The organism is Halobacillus sp. B23F22_5, assembly GCF_043497085.1.
In the GTDB taxonomy this organism is placed as follows: Bacteria; Bacillota; Bacilli; order Bacillales; family Halobacillaceae; genus Thalassobacillus.
In genome coordinates this window covers 1-12,945 of the sequence record NZ_JBIEKI010000022.1, presented here as the reverse complement: position 1 = coordinate 12,945, position 12,945 = coordinate 1, and the positions used below count along the sequence as shown (strand labels likewise).

Sequence of the window (12,945 nt, the reverse complement as noted above, 5' to 3'; positions counted from 1 at the left end):
ATACAACAATATGGCACGTAAAACTAACACTCGTAAACGTCGTGTGAAAAAGAATATTGAGAGTGGTGTGGCGCATATCCGTTCCACTTTCAACAATACGATCGTTACTATCACCGATGTGCAAGGTAACGCAGTAAGCTGGAGCAGTGCTGGTTCCCTAGGTTTCAAGGGTTCTCGTAAATCTACTCCATTCGCTGCTCAAATGGCTTCTGAAGCTGCAGCTAAAGCAGCACAAGAGCATGGCTTGAAAACATTGGAAGTAACCGTTAAAGGCCCAGGTGCTGGACGTGAAGCTGCCATCCGTGCACTTCAAGCAGCAGGCTTGGAAGTAACAGCTATTCGTGACGTAACGCCTGTACCTCACAATGGTTGCCGTCCGCCAAAACGTCGTCGTGTATAATTTATCTGTATAGAATTTGTAACCCTGTCTATAATGGGTTATGATAGCTATTTAACAGCAACGCATGTATAACAGACAATACGGAACGTTATTTGTTCTAAATCGGGGACTGCCTACCTGAGGAATTTCGGTTAGACAGGAGGTCTAACCGAGGTTTCGACGTTTTGAAGGAGGGTTTTGTTTAATGATCGAAATTGAAAAGCCGAAAATTGAAACGGTTGAGATCAGCGATGACGCCACTTTTGGGAAATTCGTTGTCGAACCGCTCGAACGCGGGTATGGTACAACACTAGGTAACTCCTTACGTCGTATCCTACTATCCTCGCTTCCTGGCGCTGCTGTCACATCTGTTCAGATGGAAGGGGCTCTTCATGAATTCTCCACCATTGATGGGGTTGTAGAAGATGTTACCACTATCATTCTGAATCTGAAGCAATTGGCTCTTAAGATTTATTCTGAAGAGGAAAAGACTTTAGAAATCGATGTACAAGGCGAAGGAAAAGTAACTGCTGCTGATATTACGCATGATAGTGATATCGAGGTGTTGAATCCGGATCTTCACATTGCAACACTTGGCCCGAATGCCAACTTGCAAATGCGTATCACGGCTGAACGTGGCAGAGGATATCGCCCGGCAGAGGGGAACAATCACGAAGATTTACCAATTGGAGTCATTCCTGTTGATTCCATCTTCACACCAGTGTCACGTGTAACATACCAAGTGGAAAATACACGTGTCGGTCAGTCTGCAAACTTTGATAAACTTACGCTTGATGTATGGACAGATGGAAGTATCCGTCCTGAAGAGGCTGTATCTCTAGGCGCTAAAGTCTATATGGAACACCTTAATATCTTTGTCGGCCTGACTGATGAAGCTCAAAAAGCTGAAATCATGGTGGAGAAAGAAGAGGACCAGAAAGAGAAAGTGCTTGAGATGACGATTGAAGAGCTTGATTTGTCCGTACGCTCTTATAATTGCCTGAAACGTGCGGGAATCAATACAGTCCAGGAGTTGGCCCATAAATCAGAAGAAGATATGATGAAGGTCCGTAACCTTGGGCGTAAGTCATTAGAAGAAGTAAAATACAAGTTAGATGAACTCGGGCTTGGTCTAAGAAAAGACGATTGATCGATAGATTGCATCTAAGAGAGTCCAAACAAGGGAGGGATAATCAATGGCTAGAAAATTGGGTCGTACTACAGATCAGCGCTTAGCGTTGTTACGCAACCTGGCGACGGATCTAATTATCCATGAACGTATTGAAACGACTGAAGCAAAAGCGAAGGAGCTTCGTTCTGTCGTGGACAAAATGATCACACTTGGCAAGCGTGGGGACCTACACGCTCGTCGTCAAGCAGAAGCGTATCTATACAGTGCTTCAGCTGATGAAGAAGGGGATCAGTCAGCACTACAAAAACTATTCTCTGACATCGCTCCACGCTATGAGGATCGTCAAGGTGGTTACACTCGTGTCCTGAAACTTGGCGAACGTCAAGGGGATGGCGCGAAGATGGCGATCATTGAATTAGTTTAATGAATAACAAGGGTGCAAAAGGGCAGGACGGAATCTCAGCTAGAGGTTGGTTCCAGCCCTTTTTTGTTTTGCACCATTACAGGAATTTCCCATTCTTTCAAGGAATTCAGACATTATTTCCCCGGAAATAATATATTAGCCGAGCAGAGGGGGAGCAAGTTTGTCGCAATTTATCGAGTTTAGAGACGTATCTTTCCGATATAGAGAAGATCAGCCGTGGGTACTGGAGAATGTAAGCTTCACAGTTCATACGGATGAATGGTTAGCGATCATCGGTCATAATGGCTCAGGAAAATCAACGATAGCTAAGTTGATGAATGGTCTTCTCTTACCTCAACAAGGAGAGATCCTGGTTGATGGAATAGTAGTCAATGAGGAAACAATTTGGGATATCCGAAAAAAAGTCGGGATGGTGTTTCAAAACCCTGACAACCAATTTGTGGGAACTACGGTAAGGGATGATGTGGCATTCGGTATGGAAAATCACGGATTGCCCAGGGAATTGATGTTAAAAAGAGTCAAAAGCAGCTTAGCAGCTGTCGGAATGAGTGATTACGAAGCTCATGAACCTCACCGCCTTTCGGGAGGACAAAAACAGCGAGTAGCCATAGCTAGTGTTTTGGCTGTTGCTCCTCAACTGATCATTCTTGATGAAGCGACTGCTATGCTTGACCCAAAAGGCAGAATGGAAATTATGGAGACGATACGACAGGTACAAGAAAATCAGGATCTCTCTTTAATTACCATCACGCATGATTTAAGAGAAGTAATAAAAGCCGATCGAGTATTAGTGATGAACCAAGGACGCAGATGGCTGGAAGGTACTCCTCGAGAGGTTTTTGCAGAGAAAGATGCTTTACGGAATATTGGCTTAGATACTCCTTTTGTGACCAAACTGGCTGCTGAATTGTCGGCCGCTGGTTTGAATATACAGCGTGAGCCACTTAATCACCAGGAGTTGTTGGAGGAATTATGGACATTACATTCAAAGATGTAAGTTATATCTATCAACCCAATACACCGTTTGAGCATCGCGCATTAAGTGAACTATCGTTTCATATCCGGTCTGGCTCCTTTGTAGCGGTAATCGGGCATACAGGTTCCGGCAAGTCCACCATGCTTCAGCATTTGAATGGACTGTTGCGGCCAACTGTAGGCGAAGTTACCATTGGCAATTACAAAATAAGTGCTGATGAAAAGACGAAAAATATAAAAGAATTGCGGGAAAAAGTGGGCGTTGTCTTTCAATATCCTGAGCATCAATTGTTTGAAGAAACCGTCGAGAAAGATATTGGATTTGGCCCACTTAACTTTCATGTGGATCAAGAAGAAATCAAACGGAGAACTCAGAAAGCAATCAAGGCTGTAGATTTGCCGGAGGAACTTTTAGACCGCTCCCCTTTTGATTTAAGTGGGGGTCAGATGAGGAGAGTAGCTATTGCAGGAGTATTGGCTATGGATCCGAAGGTATTAGTATTAGATGAACCCACTGCAGGTCTGGATCCTCGCGGGCAAAGGGAAATCATGGATATGTTTTCCGATCTCCATAAAGAAAAGCAACTTACTACTGTCCTTGTTACCCATAGCATGGAAGATGCGCTTCGCTATGCTGACCATATCATCATTTTGAAGGATGGAAAAAAGCATTTGGAAGGACCTCCTCTGGAGGTTTTGATACGTAAGGAAGAATTAGAACATGTTCAGCTGGATGTTCCTGAAGTCATTCAATTCTTAAGTGGAGTAGAAGAGAAATTCGGAAAAACGATCTCCTATCATAATCAGAACATAGCACAATTAGCAAAGGAATTGGCTGCTATGGTAAAAGGGGGAGACATCCATGAGTAGCAGTATGATCATCGGTCAATATGTACCCGGTAATTCCGTTATTCATCGTCTCGACCCCAGGACGAAAATCACTATCATTTTTTTCTTTGTGCTGATCGTATTCTTTGCTAATTCTGTTATGAGTTATGGTCTGCTTACTTTATTTGCGGTAGGGAGTGCTGTTTCTACTAAAATACCAGCACATTATTTAATCAAAGGGCTGCTGCCAGTTTGGTTTTTGATTGTGTTTACTTTTATTCTGCATTTATTCGTCACTAAAGAGGGAGAAGTACTATTCAGTATTTTCACCTTTGATTTTTATACTGGTGGACTTATTCAAGGTTTAGCTATTTCGTTGCGCTTCTTTTTGTTGATTTTAGTGACCTCGCTGCTCACCTTAACGACAACCCCTATTGAAATAACGGATGCAATTGAAGGTATGCTAGGACCTTTAAAAAAGATTCGATTTCCTGTTCATGAGCTTGCTTTGATGATGTCGATTTCGCTCCGGTTCATCCCTACTTTGATGCAGGAAACAGAGAAGATATCAAAGGCGCAGGCATCGCGCGGGGTTGATTTTCGAACAGGACCTGTCAAAGACCGTATCAAAGCTGTAGTCCCACTGCTTGTCCCATTGTTTGTCAGTGCATTTAAACGGGCTGAGGAACTAGCCATGGCAATGGAAGCAAGGGGGTACCAGGGTGGCGAAGGAAGGACAAAACTGAGAGAGCTTCGAACCGGCAGGCTGGATATTTATGCGTATATTCTGTTTTTCCTTGTTATCATCGGTTTATTCTTGACCCGATCGTAGGATGGAGGAAGCTCTATGCAAAAGTTGAAATGCATCATCCAATATGATGGAACAGCGTTCGCGGGGTATCAAGTGCAGCCGAATGGCCGTACCATCCAGGCCGAAATCGAAGCTGCTTTATCCAAAATGCATAAAGGGGAAGTGGTGAAAGTTATTGCTTCCGGCCGGACTGATGCAGGTGTACACGCAGTCGGTCAGGTCATTCATTTCACCTCTGACCTCGATATTCCGCTCGATGGATGGAAGCGGGCGTTAACCGCCATGCTTCCAGCAGATATTCGCGTGGCTGACGTTCAATATGCGAATTCTGATTTCCATGCACGCTATGATACCACCGGAAAAGAATATCACTATAAGGTGTTAAACCAAAAGGAAGCTGATTTATTCCGTCGTCATTACAGTTATCACGTACCACAGCCACTAAATATTGAAGCGATGAGTAAAGCATGCGACTATTTAGAAGGAGAACATGATTTTACTTCTTTTTGTTCAGCACGAACAACGGTGAAAGGTGATAAAATACGAACCATTACCAAAGCGGAGGTTGTTGTAGAAGGAAATGAAATCACATTTATTTTCCGAGGGACAGGTTTTCTTTACAATATGGTTCGCATCCTTGTTGGTACATTATTGGAAATCGGCAGGGGAGAACGTGATCCTGAAGCGGTTACTGGTATGATCCTGGCCAGGGACCGAAGTGCCGCTGGGAAAACAGCACCGCCCCATGGCTTATTTTTATGGAAAGTCTTTTACTAAGCATCTTTTTAAGTAGAATGTTATTAAAAAATTAAAAAACAACTGCCCCTGGTGTAACATTTGCTTGACATTAAGGGTGTAAGTATTATAATATGTTCTATGGCATTTTATTTCTATACCACGATTAGCCCCGGAAACTAATCGTATCGAGATAAATAAAGCTCTGTGAAACATTTAAACAATTCAGGAGGGAAACCGACATGCGCACAACTTTCATGGCTAATGAAGGTAACGTTGAACGTAAATGGTATGTTGTGGATGCAGAAGGAAAAACACTTGGTCGTCTATCAAGTGAAGTAGCTGCTATCCTACGCGGTAAGCATAAACCAACTTATACACCGCACTTTGACACTGGTGATCACGTAATTATCGTCAATGCAGAAAAAATCGAACTTTCAGGTAAGAAACTTAACGATAAAATTTACTACCGTCACACAAATCATGTAGGCGGTTTGAAATCTCGTACAGCTAACGAAATGCGTACAAAATACCCTGAGCAAATGCTTGAAATTGCAATCAAGGGTATGCTTCCTAAAGGAAGCCTGGGACGTAAAATGGGTAAAAAGCTTCACGTGTATGCTGGCCCAGAGCACAAGCACGAAGCACAACAACCAGAAGTTTACGAACTTCGCGGATAATCTAAGGAGGTAATGAAGAGTGGCACAAGTACAATACAACGGTACTGGACGTCGTAAAAAGTCAACTGCACGTGTACGCCTTGTTCCTGGTAACGGCCGTGTAGTAGTCAACAACCGTGACGCGGAAGACTACTTCCCGTATGAAACCCTTCGTACAATTCTAAAGCAGCCTCTTGCTGTTACAGAAACTGAAGGTAACTATGATGTATATGTAAACGTTGATGGTGGTGGATTCACTGGCCAGGCTGGTGCTGTCCGTCATGGTATCGCTCGTGCGCTATTACAAGCGGACCCTGACTACCGTACACCATTGAAGCGTGAAGGTCTATTGACACGTGACAGCCGCATGAAAGAACGTAAGAAATACGGTCTTAAAGGCGCTCGTCGTGCACCACAGTTCTCTAAGCGTTAATCTTATATCACTATTTAAGTCTCTGGTCTATTTTAGATCAGAGACTTTTTTGTACTTTAGGAAAGTTTAACTTTGTTAAAGGATGAAAGTATAAGAAAATACTAAGGCTTTCTAATATAAGGGGGAATGTAAGTGGACCGTAGGAAGGTGATGGTTTCATTCAGTGGTGGGAAGGACAGCATGTTAAGCCTTTACCGCATGTTGAAAGATGACGGGTATCATGTTGCCGGGCTTTTTACAACGATACAGGATACAAATAAACGCACAGCTCTCCATGGAGTTAGGGAAGAAGTATTAGAATGTCAGGCAAAAGCGTTGAAACTTCCTTTGAAAAAAATCTTTCTCCCTGAAAATAGTAATAACAAAGAATACGAGGCAGTTATGGCAAAAGCAATAGACGGTATAAAAGCAGAGGGTATAGAAGCAATGGTCTTTGGCGATATTTTTTTAGAAGATATCCGGAGTTACCGGGAAGATAATATGAAACAGGCAGGTATGGAGGCGTTATTCCCGTTGTGGAAAGATGACCCCAGATGTATTATGGATGAATTTCTCTCCCTTGGATTTCGCACAGTCATTACCACCCTGGATAAAGAAGCGTTGCCTGAGCGCCTATTAGGGAAGGAAGTAGATGAGAAACTGTTAGGAGAACTTCCTGAGTCTGTTGATGTATGTGGTGAAAATGGGGAGTTTCACTCAATTGTCACGGACGGTCCGATTTTTTCACATCCGATTTCCCTGCAGCCAGGCAAAACATTTGTACAGCACGAACGCTTCCTTACTCTAGATTTTCAAGTGACAGGTAAGGGGTAGACGAGCATATTTTCCTGCCTTGTCCCATATAGTTGAAAGAGAATGTTATGGGAGAGGGTGGGGAGACGTGTACCATCGTCTGAAGGTATTTACGTGGTTATGTGGACTGGCCTTATTGATTTTTTTAATTGCTTATCCAGTGCAGGAAGCGAAAGATACATGGCAGACATGGTCGCTTCCGTTAGCCGGGAAGGTGATTGTACTTGATCCAGGACACGGGGGAGTTGATGGAGGAGCTGAAGGGCCGGAGGAAGATAATGTACAGGAAAAAGATATTGCGCTGAATATCACTAAATACTTGCAGGATTACCTCCAGCAAGGAGGAGCGCTAGTATATTTGACACGCAGTGATGACCGTGACTTAGCCGCGGAGGATACGAACGGATATTCCAGGAGGAAATCAGAAGACATACGAAACCGTTTAGCATTCATTCATGAGAAAGAACCGGATTTCTTTTTAAGTATTCATCTGAATGCCATACCTGCTACTCAATGGCACGGGGCACAGACATTCTATTATCCTGATTCGGAACAAAGTGAAAATCTGGCGAAATTCATACAAGCGGAAATCATCCGCAACCTGGAAAATACAGAAAGAACCGCGCTTGCTATAAATGGCATGTATCTGCTCAAACATGCAAATGTTCCTGCAGCACTGGTGGAAGCCGGCTTTTTATCCAATACTCATGAACGTAACTTATTGAAAAAAGATAGCTATCAAAGAAAAATGGCTGCTTCCATTTATGAGGGAATTTTACGTTATACCAGTGAAGAAGAATATCCGGAAGCGGATTAACAGATTTCACCATCCTTGATGCAAATCACTTATTATGTATATGAAATATGTTATACTTGCTGTGATTGAAACTATTCAAAGGATGGTGAATCATTCGTGTTAACTAAAGAAGAAGTACAAAAATTACTTCATCCAATCGAGGATCCGTTTTTACATAAAACGTTAGAAGAAACAGGTGGAGTTGAAGAGATTAAAATTAAAGAAGAAAAGAATCATGTCAGTGTCAAGATTGGCGTGGCTAAAACAAATACTGCAGAACAAATGCAGCTTCAACAGGAAATTGTCAATATCCTGAAAGGCGCTGGAGCTGCCACTGTGGGACTGCGTTTTACCCAGCTTCCAGATGAAGTTATCGAGAAATATCAACAAAGTGCTCAACAAGCAGAAGAAGCTTCTCTGATGAATGGACAAACAGGTACAACCTTTATTTCGATTGCCAGTGGTAAGGGCGGCGTAGGTAAATCTACCGTTACTGTAAACTTAGCTATTGCTCTTGCTCGTCTAGGCAAAAAAGTTGGTATCATCGACGCTGATATTTACGGCTTTAGTGTGCCGGATATGATGGGTGTCGAAGAGCGACCAGTCGTACGTGGGGAAAAGATCCTGCCGGTAGAGCGTTTTGGTGTGAAGGTGATTTCTATGGGATTCTTCGTAGAAGATAATTCACCAGTCATCTGGCGAGGACCTATGCTGGGTAAAATGTTGACCAGCTTCTTTAAAGAAGTAGAGTGGGGCGATCTGGATTATCTATTGCTAGACCTGCCGCCAGGCACAGGTGATGTGGCGTTGGATGTACATTCCATGCTTCCTTCTTCCAAAGAAATCATTGTAACCACACCACACCCAACTGCTGCATTTGTAGCAGCACGTGCAGGGCAGATGGCTATCCAAACCGAGCATGAAATTCTTGGTGTAGTTGAAAATATGGCTTACTTTGAAAGTCAGGTTACAGGCGATAAGGAATACGTTTTCGGCCGTGGTGGCGGAGAAAAGCTGGCAGAGCAGTTAAAGACTGATGTACTGGGACAAATTCCTTTGCGCCAGCCTTTTGAAGAAGAAGATATCTTTGCTCCTTCTGTATATCAAGAAGACCATCCTACTGGACAAATTTATCGTAACGTAGCGGCTAAGGTAATTGATCGAACATCATGAATACTTTAAAAAAGGTCACGCTATCCATCAGTGGATGCGTGACCTTTTTATGTGAAATCAGGTGAAGTGAGGGGCTCGACTTAATTACTCAGTCGTGCCACCGCCACCTTCGCCACCGCCACCTTCGCCACCACCGCCTTGTTCAGGTTTTTGGCCTTCGCCTTGTTGACCTTGGCCACCTTTCATCTTTTCAGCGGCTTTCAGCAGTGTGTCAGTCATTTCTGCTTTAAACAAAGGACTGTTCAGGGTTTCCTGTATGGTTTTCTCTAAATGCTCACGGAATTTTTGTCCTTCCATGACGGTTTGCATCTGCTCGATCATTTGTGGATTTTGAAAAACATCAATTAAAAGTTTCTGGTATTCAGAATCCTTCATCAAGCCTTTCAATAGTTCCTCATGTTCTTTTTTCATCGAGTCTGCGAAACCTTTTACAAATTTTGGATCCGAAAACATTTTCGTCCAAAATTCTTTTCCTTGTTCAGAGGTCAATGCTTTGTTGACTGCATCGGACACTACCTTTGATTCAAGAGCCATCGATTGCTGCATTTTTTCATCTGATAGTACTTCAGTCATGGCTTTTTTGCCATCATCGGACTTTAATATATCTACAACCATTTTTTTGGTGGTATCATAATCCGTTTGTTGTTCACTTCCAGAGGAATTCCCTGCACATGCGGTGAGAAACAATGCAAATAATCCTATGAACAATAAGCTGCGTTTCATGGACATTTGGAATGTCCCCTTTCTTTGTCCTATTATTATTTAATATGGGGAAGTGCACGAAAAATATTCGCTATATCATTAAGGAAAAAAACGGGTGTTCATGATAAAATACCAAAGGAAAGGTTATAAGAAGGATTAGGAGGAACAATAGTGACAAGTCGTAAATGGGTGCGTCTTTTTTTGACGACTTTAGTGCTTGGTGGGGTGTTGACACTCCTGACAAGCTTTGTTGTTAAAGCGGATGCTTATGCTAACGTGTTACGGCCGTTCGATTTCTTTGAATTGATCGGACTGTTGTTATTTTTTTCAGGTCTCGGATTTATATTCAGTATTATCAGTCAGATGGGTTTTTTCGCTTATTTAACTGTGCATCAATTTGGCTTAGGAATGTTCAAGAGCTTGTGGCCTGCGATACAATTGTTTTTAATTGCGTTTACTTTATTTGACCTGGTTTACTTCAGGTATCAAGCGGCTGGCGATGGAGCTTCAATTTGGCCATTCCTGCTCACTGCCTTAGGGTTGCTGGCTGTAAGTTACATTGTCGCTTATGTGAAAAGGAAAGAAACAAACGCTAAAGCTTTTGTACCTGCCTTGTTTTTTATGGTAGTGGTAACGACGATTGAATGGGTACCTGCTTTAAGGTCAGACGGACAGGATTATGTTTGGATGATGATTATCCCGCTATTGGCATGCAATGCTTACCAGTTATTACTGCTTCACCGTTTAAATAATAAAGAACCACACAATACCTAAGGAAAAAGCCGGACAATTGTCGTCCGGCTTTTTTGAATTCATTTTATTTCTTTTGCACTTGCTTCGCTTCCCGCAACCATATCTGTGACTCTCACCAACTTCAAGCCCTTGCCTTTCAATCCAGGTAATATGGTTTCCAGGGCTTTTGGGGTTTGTTTAGCGGAGTCAGAAGCGTGGAGAAGAATGATATCCCCTTTTGAGCTCTTTTTCATCACTTGATCCACAATTTCATCGGTGCCTGGGTTTTCCCAATCCCTTGGATTTACACTCCATTGGACAACATTATAGCCTTTCTCGTCAGCGATCTTCAATACTTCTTTATTGAAATGACCATGAGGAGGCCGTAACAGTGTGAGGTCTTCGTACCCCAGCTTATCGAAAATTTCCTCTGCGTAATTCAGATCCTTTCGTACCTGTTCTGGTTTTTGTTCTAAATAGCTAGTGTATCGATAGCCCATCATACCAATTTCATGTTCCCCTTCATTGATTTTTTTCATCAATTCAGGATGTCGCTCTGCCCATTCGCCACTTACAAAAAAGGTAGCCTTAGCATCATGTTTGGCTAATTGGGCTAACACATCATTCACTTTTTCTGTCCCCCAACTGATATTGAACGTCAGCGCAACAGATGATTGCTTATCATTCCCTTTGCTTAATGCTTCTGGACCATTTTCGCTTGAAAAAACAGAGAGTGAACTAAATTGGCCGACCCACAAAAATAAGGCACAAAATAATGCTAAAAGTACAATAACTGCGTATTTTTTTATTTTTTTAAGATGCCATACAAAAAAATGCATGCGACCCCTTCTTTCCGAGTGGACTTGCTACATTCTATGTATGAACTGGCCATGCTATTCGGTTCGGTAAATTTTTCTAATAAAATTATTTGTGTAAGGGAACAATGAAAAGACAATCTTTCAATGAGGTGATGACGTGCTTGGTTTGTTGATAAATGAATTAGAAAGAGAAGAAATAGAGTACCTGATCAAACGAGAAATGGACGAGCTTTTATTTGACTTGGATGATCATCGTATTGATCATATGGTAAAACGGGCCATGCAAGAGCGTTATGAACTTCTATTTGAGTTGTTCAAGCGCATTGCCAGTCATAGCGAATGTTTAAAGTACATGCCAAGAAAGAAAAAGCACCAATAAGGAGTTATGTGTTATATTCAGTATAACAACAGGTATAAGTAAGGGAGTGGGGAACTATGGCCGAAATCAAAGGGATCCTTTTTGATTTGGACGGAGTGATTACAGATACAGCAGAATACCATTATGAAGCATGGAAGAAACTCGCTGAAGATCTCGGAATCCCATTTGACCGTGACTTCAATGAGAAGTTGAAAGGTGTAGGGAGGATGGAATCTTTAGATCTGATTCTGGAACATGGGGGAAAAGAATTGTCAGAAGGGGTTAAAGAATATTACGCCTCTAAAAAAAATGATCATTATAAAACGATGATTTCAAATATCACACCAAACGATTTACTGCCTGGAATATTAGAATTCATGGAAGAAATCAAATCGGCAGGGATTAAAACTGCACTGGCTTCCTCCAGTAAAAATGCACAGCCAGTCATTGAAAGACTGGAAATCACTCATCTGCTGGATGAGGTGGTGGATGCATCTAAAGTAGAGCGGGGTAAACCCGATCCAGAAATATTCTTGAAAGCAGCTGAACAAATAAATGTATCAGCGGCTGACTGTATCGGGATAGAAGATGCCCAGGCAGGGGTCGAAGCGATTAAGTCAGCTGATATGTTTGCAGTAGGTGTCGGACAATCATTGAAAAAGGCTGATTGGATTGTACAAGATACGACAGAATTGAATTTGAAGGACCTGCGAGAGAGGTTTTAGTGAAGGGATAGAGCAGAGAAAGAAGGGGTTTTGTTCCCTTCTTTTTTTTATTGTCGTGCCGCCTGGTAATAATTTTTAAATTCTATAAAAAAACTTTAAAAAAGATATTGCGTAAATTGTATTTTATATGCTATATTTATTTCTGTTGTCGGAAAACAAATCACAGCCAACAAAAAACACAATAAAAAATTTGTAATAATTTGTTGACAACGATTAGCGGCCATGATATATTAATATTCGTCGCAAAAACGACACACAACAATTTGATCTTTGAAAACTGAACGAACCAACCAGTACGTCAATTCAATTTCTTCATTATATGAGGAAATGAAACAACGCACTTTCGAGTGCAAACATGAGCAAGTCAAACTTTACTTTTATGGAGAGTTTGATCCTGGCTCAGGACGAACGCTGGCGGCGTGCCTAATACATGCAAGTCGAGCGCGGGAAGCAAGCGGATCCCCTTCGGGGGT

The 12,945-nt window shown here is 42.2% G+C and carries 17 protein-coding genes and 1 rRNA gene; 16 read left to right on the top strand and 2 right to left on the bottom strand.

The annotated features are described in order from the left end of the window. The first annotated feature begins 10 nt into the window (after positions 1–10). From rpsK to salA, 12 genes are all read left to right on the top strand, one after another. Entirely contained in the window at positions 11–400 is a 390-nt protein-coding gene (gene rpsK / locus ACGTN9_RS19095; protein ID WP_028781738.1) for a 30S ribosomal protein S11, read from the top strand. A 184-nt stretch (positions 401–584) separates the two neighbouring features. Next, positions 585–1,529, top strand: a complete 945-nt coding sequence (locus tag ACGTN9_RS19090) for a DNA-directed RNA polymerase subunit alpha (protein ID WP_499595957.1) — start codon at positions 585–587, stop codon at positions 1,527–1,529. Between the two features lie 46 nt (positions 1,530–1,575). Beyond that, complete coding sequence (gene rplQ, locus ACGTN9_RS19085) at positions 1,576–1,935, top strand: 50S ribosomal protein L17 (protein WP_028781740.1); 360 nt, start codon at positions 1,576–1,578, stop codon at positions 1,933–1,935. A 160-nt stretch (positions 1,936–2,095) separates the two neighbouring features. Continuing rightward, positions 2,096–2,932: an energy-coupling factor ABC transporter ATP-binding protein gene (locus tag ACGTN9_RS19080; RefSeq protein ID WP_499595955.1), complete on the top strand. Its 837-nt coding sequence runs from the start codon at positions 2,096–2,098 to the stop codon at positions 2,930–2,932. Continuing rightward, positions 2,908–3,780, top strand: coding sequence for an energy-coupling factor ABC transporter ATP-binding protein (locus ACGTN9_RS19075; protein ID WP_499595953.1), 873 nt, complete (start codon positions 2,908–2,910; stop codon positions 3,778–3,780). Before ACGTN9_RS19080 ends, ACGTN9_RS19075 begins: the two co-directional genes overlap by 25 nt. Next, positions 3,773–4,570 (top strand): energy-coupling factor transporter transmembrane component T family protein, encoded by a 798-nt coding sequence (locus ACGTN9_RS19070; protein WP_499595951.1) that lies wholly within the window; start codon positions 3,773–3,775, stop codon positions 4,568–4,570. The genes ACGTN9_RS19075 and ACGTN9_RS19070 overlap by 8 nt, the downstream gene beginning before the upstream one ends. Positions 4,571–4,585: 15 nt before the next feature. Further along, positions 4,586–5,326, top strand: coding sequence for a tRNA pseudouridine(38-40) synthase TruA (truA, locus tag ACGTN9_RS19065; RefSeq protein ID WP_499595948.1), 741 nt, complete (start codon positions 4,586–4,588; stop codon positions 5,324–5,326). A 200-nt stretch (positions 5,327–5,526) separates the two neighbouring features. Then, the gene (gene rplM / locus ACGTN9_RS19060) at positions 5,527–5,964 is read left to right on the top strand and encodes a 50S ribosomal protein L13 (protein WP_028781745.1); all 438 of its coding nucleotides are present in this window, start codon (positions 5,527–5,529) and stop codon (positions 5,962–5,964) included. Between the two features lie 19 nt (positions 5,965–5,983). Further along, on the top strand, positions 5,984–6,376 hold the full coding sequence (gene rpsI / locus ACGTN9_RS19055) for a 30S ribosomal protein S9 (protein WP_028781746.1): 393 nt from the start codon (positions 5,984–5,986) through the stop codon (positions 6,374–6,376). A gap of 132 nt (positions 6,377–6,508) precedes the next feature. After that, positions 6,509–7,189, top strand: coding sequence for a Dph6-related ATP pyrophosphatase (locus ACGTN9_RS19050; RefSeq protein ID WP_499595945.1), 681 nt, complete (start codon positions 6,509–6,511; stop codon positions 7,187–7,189). A gap of 67 nt (positions 7,190–7,256) precedes the next feature. Continuing rightward, the gene (gene cwlD / locus ACGTN9_RS19045) at positions 7,257–7,985 is read left to right on the top strand and encodes an N-acetylmuramoyl-L-alanine amidase CwlD (protein ID WP_499595943.1); all 729 of its coding nucleotides are present in this window, start codon (positions 7,257–7,259) and stop codon (positions 7,983–7,985) included. A gap of 96 nt (positions 7,986–8,081) precedes the next feature. Next, positions 8,082–9,137 carry an iron-sulfur carrier protein/transcriptional regulator SalA gene (salA, locus tag ACGTN9_RS19040; protein ID WP_499595941.1) on the top strand — a complete coding sequence of 352 codons (1,056 nt, stop codon included), beginning with the start codon at positions 8,082–8,084 and terminating at the stop codon, positions 9,135–9,137. 84 nt (positions 9,138–9,221) lie between these two features. Here the strand turns inward: salA and gerD are convergent, their stop codons facing one another. Beyond that, positions 9,222–9,866, bottom strand: a complete 645-nt coding sequence (gene gerD, locus ACGTN9_RS19035) for a spore germination lipoprotein GerD (RefSeq protein ID WP_499595940.1) — start codon at positions 9,864–9,866, stop codon at positions 9,222–9,224. 144 nt (positions 9,867–10,010) lie between these two features. On the opposite strand from gerD, the gene ACGTN9_RS19030 reads away from it, so the two are divergent. Beyond that, positions 10,011–10,613 carry a KinB-signaling pathway activation protein gene (locus tag ACGTN9_RS19030; RefSeq protein ID WP_499595937.1) on the top strand — a complete coding sequence of 201 codons (603 nt, stop codon included), beginning with the start codon at positions 10,011–10,013 and terminating at the stop codon, positions 10,611–10,613. Between the two features lie 38 nt (positions 10,614–10,651). Here the strand turns inward: ACGTN9_RS19030 and pdaB are convergent, their stop codons facing one another. Beyond that, positions 10,652–11,410, bottom strand: coding sequence for a polysaccharide deacetylase family sporulation protein PdaB (gene pdaB / locus ACGTN9_RS19025; RefSeq protein ID WP_499595934.1), 759 nt, complete (start codon positions 11,408–11,410; stop codon positions 10,652–10,654). Positions 11,411–11,546: 136 nt separating this feature from the next. Here pdaB and ACGTN9_RS19020 point away from each other — a divergent pair, with 136 nt between their 5' ends. The 3 genes from ACGTN9_RS19020 to ACGTN9_RS19010 all read left to right on the top strand — a co-directional run. Beyond that, complete coding sequence (locus ACGTN9_RS19020) at positions 11,547–11,768, top strand: hypothetical protein (RefSeq protein WP_499595931.1); 222 nt, start codon at positions 11,547–11,549, stop codon at positions 11,766–11,768. A gap of 56 nt (positions 11,769–11,824) precedes the next feature. Next, positions 11,825–12,472, top strand: a complete 648-nt coding sequence (pgmB, locus tag ACGTN9_RS19015) for a beta-phosphoglucomutase (protein ID WP_499595928.1) — start codon at positions 11,825–11,827, stop codon at positions 12,470–12,472. 376 nt (positions 12,473–12,848) lie between these two features. Further along, a 16S ribosomal RNA gene (locus ACGTN9_RS19010) occupies positions 12,849–12,945 on the top strand; the annotation flags it as partial.

Coding starts and splice junctions, on each gene's coding strand:
- rpsK (WP_028781738.1), top strand. CDS start 11: ATGGCACGTAAAACTAACACTCGTAAACGTCGTGTGAAAAAGAATATT.
- ACGTN9_RS19090 (WP_499595957.1), top strand. CDS start 585: ATGATCGAAATTGAAAAGCCGAAAATTGAAACGGTTGAGATCAGCGAT.
- rplQ (WP_028781740.1), top strand. CDS start 1,576: ATGGCTAGAAAATTGGGTCGTACTACAGATCAGCGCTTAGCGTTGTTA.
- ACGTN9_RS19075 (WP_499595953.1), top strand. CDS start 2,908: ATGGACATTACATTCAAAGATGTAAGTTATATCTATCAACCCAATACA.
- ACGTN9_RS19070 (WP_499595951.1), top strand. CDS start 3,773: ATGAGTAGCAGTATGATCATCGGTCAATATGTACCCGGTAATTCCGTT.
- truA (WP_499595948.1), top strand. CDS start 4,586: ATGCAAAAGTTGAAATGCATCATCCAATATGATGGAACAGCGTTCGCG.
- rplM (WP_028781745.1), top strand. CDS start 5,527: ATGCGCACAACTTTCATGGCTAATGAAGGTAACGTTGAACGTAAATGG.
- gerD (WP_499595940.1), bottom strand. CDS start 9,866: ATGTCCATGAAACGCAGCTTATTGTTCATAGGATTATTTGCATTGTTT.
- pdaB (WP_499595934.1), bottom strand. CDS start 11,410: ATGCATTTTTTTGTATGGCATCTTAAAAAAATAAAAAAATACGCAGTT.
- pgmB (WP_499595928.1), top strand. CDS start 11,825: ATGGCCGAAATCAAAGGGATCCTTTTTGATTTGGACGGAGTGATTACA.